2 protein-coding genes are annotated in these 2785 nt (G+C 72.2%); both read right to left on the minus strand.

Annotated features, from left to right (window positions below; all coding sequences use genetic code 11):
• Positions 1 to 59: 59 nt before the first annotated feature.
• Positions 60 to 1637 (minus strand): aldehyde dehydrogenase family protein, encoded by a 1578-nt coding sequence (locus V7D28_RS14670; RefSeq protein ID WP_333588126.1) that lies wholly within the window; start codon positions 1635 to 1637, stop codon positions 60 to 62.
• Between the two features lie 152 nt (positions 1638 to 1789).
• A partial coding sequence (gene proB / locus V7D28_RS14675; RefSeq protein ID WP_333588127.1) for a glutamate 5-kinase occupies positions 1790 to 2785 on the minus strand: 996 nt, incomplete at its 5' end.

The raw sequence follows: 2785 nt of genomic DNA on the forward strand, positions 1-2785 counted from the left end.
ACAGACCGATCCGCATCTGGACCGTGGCGGGGCCGGCGAACCACATCAGCGGCGGGGACTCAAACCGCTCGCGGGGGCGTCGGCGCCCCGCCACGGTCCAGATGCGGATCGGTCTGTCGCACCCGGGCGCGCACCGTGAACACGCCGTCTCCGGCCAGGACGCCGCCCCGGGCGAAGAGGCGGCCGAACTCCCAGTTGGAGAGGCCGAGCTCGGGTTTGTTCAGGGCGTACTGGCCATCCACCCAGCGGGTGAAGCCGTCGCCGACGAAGGGCGCATTGATGGTGGCGTAGAAGCGCTCATGGGCGGCGGGGTCGGCGCTGAGCAGGCTGGCGGCGAACTGCGGGCTGTAGCGGTTGAAGAGGCTTACGGCCTCGTCCAGGTCCTCCACCAGTTTCAGGGTCACCTCAGGGGTGGCCTCCCACTCCCATTCGCGTCCAAGCTCGGCCAGGGGCAGGGTCTCGGCCAGGGGCTCGTCCACATCGCCGCCGGCCCGGCGCACGGTGGTGCGCCCCTCCCGCCAGGCGTCGGGCAGGAGATGCTCATCGCCCTCCACCACATGCAGCTTGCAGCCGTGTCCGCCCCGGCGGCCGGCCGCGGCCAAGGCTTCGAGGAAGACCGGGACAAGGTCGCGGGCGGCGGCCCGCGTGACGCAGAACACATTGAGCGTGTTGCAGACCTTGCGGTCGAGGGAATGGAAGATGGCGGCGAACACCCGCTCGGGATCAGCCGTAGAGTCGGCCGCCATCCAGGCGCCGCCCGTGCCGTGCAGGCTCACCGGCACGCCGGCCTGACGCGCGATGCCGCCCAGCTGGGCCACCGCCGGACCCGAGCCCCGGGCCACGGCCAGGGCCAGGCGGGAATCGGCGAACATGGCCCAGCCCGCCGCATGGGCGGCGGAATCCACCAGCACCGCAGAGCCTTGCGGAAGGCCCGCCCGGGCGATGGCGGGATCCAGGGCCTCCCGGACGATGGCGCGAGCCGTGCCCAGGGCGTCGGAGCCGATGCGGAAGACCACGGTGTTGCCTGCCCGCAGCACGCCGGTGGCGTCGGCGAACACATTGGGTCGCCCCTCGAAGACAAAGGCCACCACGCCCAGAGGCGCGGTCAGCTGCTCGACGCTCCAGCCCTGGTGGGCGACCGCCTCCACCACCGCTCCGCGGGCGGGGGGAGAGTCGCGCCAGGCCCGCAGGCCGGCCACCATGTCGGCGCGCATCTGATCGCTGACCTTGAGGCGGGTGGTGGACCGGCCCCGCGCCTCGGCGTCGGCCACGTCGCGCTCGTTGGCCGCGGCGATCTTGCCCCAGACGCCGTCATCGGCCAGGGCCGCGGCGAAGGCGTCGAAGAAGGCGGTGATCTGGTCGTCGGACACCTGGCCCATGCGGGCGAAGGCCGAGGCGGCCTGACCCACGGCGGCCTGGGCGATCGCCTGCTCGGCGGCGGGCACATGCAGCAGGGTCCCGGTGTCCTGCAGGACGATCAGACGGTCGCCAGGGGCGAACTTGCGGGCCAGGTCCTCATCGACCCGGACCAGCCGGTCGCCGCCATAGGGGATGGCCATGCCGGCGGTGAGCCGCACCAGCCGCTCGCCCGTCTCCGGCCCGCCCGCTTCCGGCCTGTCTGAGACCGCCCCGTCCATCGTCCGTATCCACCCTTATGCTCAGTTGGAGCCTTACCTAGAGCGCGTTCCGATAAGTGGGAACCGGTTATCGGAAAAAACGCGCGACGACTTAAGACCCTGCGTTCCGATAAGTGGGAACCGGTTATCGGAAAAAACGCGCGGCCTCCGGCTCAATCATGGGCCGGCGCCAGTAGGGCCAGGTCGTCGGCATGGACCACGGGGCCTGAGGTGTAGCCCAGTATGTCCTCGATCATGTCCGAGCGCCGGCCGCAGATCTTCTCGGCCTCGGCGGCGTCATAGCGGGCGAGGCCCCGGGCCACTTCCTGGCCGGTCTCGCTGCGGATGCTGACGGCGTCGCCCTTGCCGAACCGGCCTTCCACGGCGCGGACGCCGGCGGCCAGCAGGCTCTTGCCCTGGGCCAGCGCCCGGGCGGCGCCGGCGTCGACGATGATGGCCCCGGCCGGGGCGACGGAGCCGGCGATCCAAGACTTATAGGCTGCGGCCGGGCTCAAGGCCGGTTCGAAGATGGTGGCCTTGGCGCCGGCCTCCACCGCGCCCAGGGGCGCGTCGCGCTGGCCCAGGGTGATGATGGTGGCGCAGCCGGCCGACTGGGCGATGCGGGCGGCGGCCAGCTTGGTGGCCATGCCGCCCGTGCCTACGCCCGCGCCCGCATTGGCCCCGCCGGCCATGGCCTCAATCTCGGCCGTCAGCCGGGTGACGCGGGGGATGTGGCGGGCCTGAGGGTCGCGGCGGGGGTCGGCGGTATAGAGGCCGTCAATGTCCGACAAAAGCACCAGGGCGTCGGCGCCGATCATCTGGGCCACGCGGGCGGCCAGGCGATCATTGTCGCCATAGCGGATCTCCTCGGTGACCACGGTGTCGTTCTCATTGACCACCGGCACCACGCCCAGGGCGAGCAGGGTCTCCACCGTGGCCCGGGCGTTCAGCCAGCGGCGGCGCACCTCGGTGTCGTCGCGGGTCAGCAGCACCTGGGCGGCCGAAACCCCGTGGGGCTCCAGGGCCTCTTCCCAGGCCCGCATCAGGGCCGACTGGCCGGCGGCCGCGGCGGCCTGCTTCTCAGGCAGGGTCAGGGTCTTGCGGGCGATCTTCAGCCGGCGGCGGCCCAGCGCCACGGCGCCGGAGGAGACCACCAGCACCTGCTGGCC

The sequence above is a fragment of the Phenylobacterium sp. genome (assembly GCF_036723115.1).
GTDB lineage: Bacteria > Pseudomonadota > Alphaproteobacteria > Caulobacterales > Caulobacteraceae > Phenylobacterium.

What these genes read in the sequence shown, in the direction of transcription:
- V7D28_RS14670 (WP_333588126.1), bottom strand. Translation starts at nt 1,637, where the DNA reads ATGGACGGGGCGGTCTCAGACAGGCCGGAAGCGGGCGGGCCGGAGACG.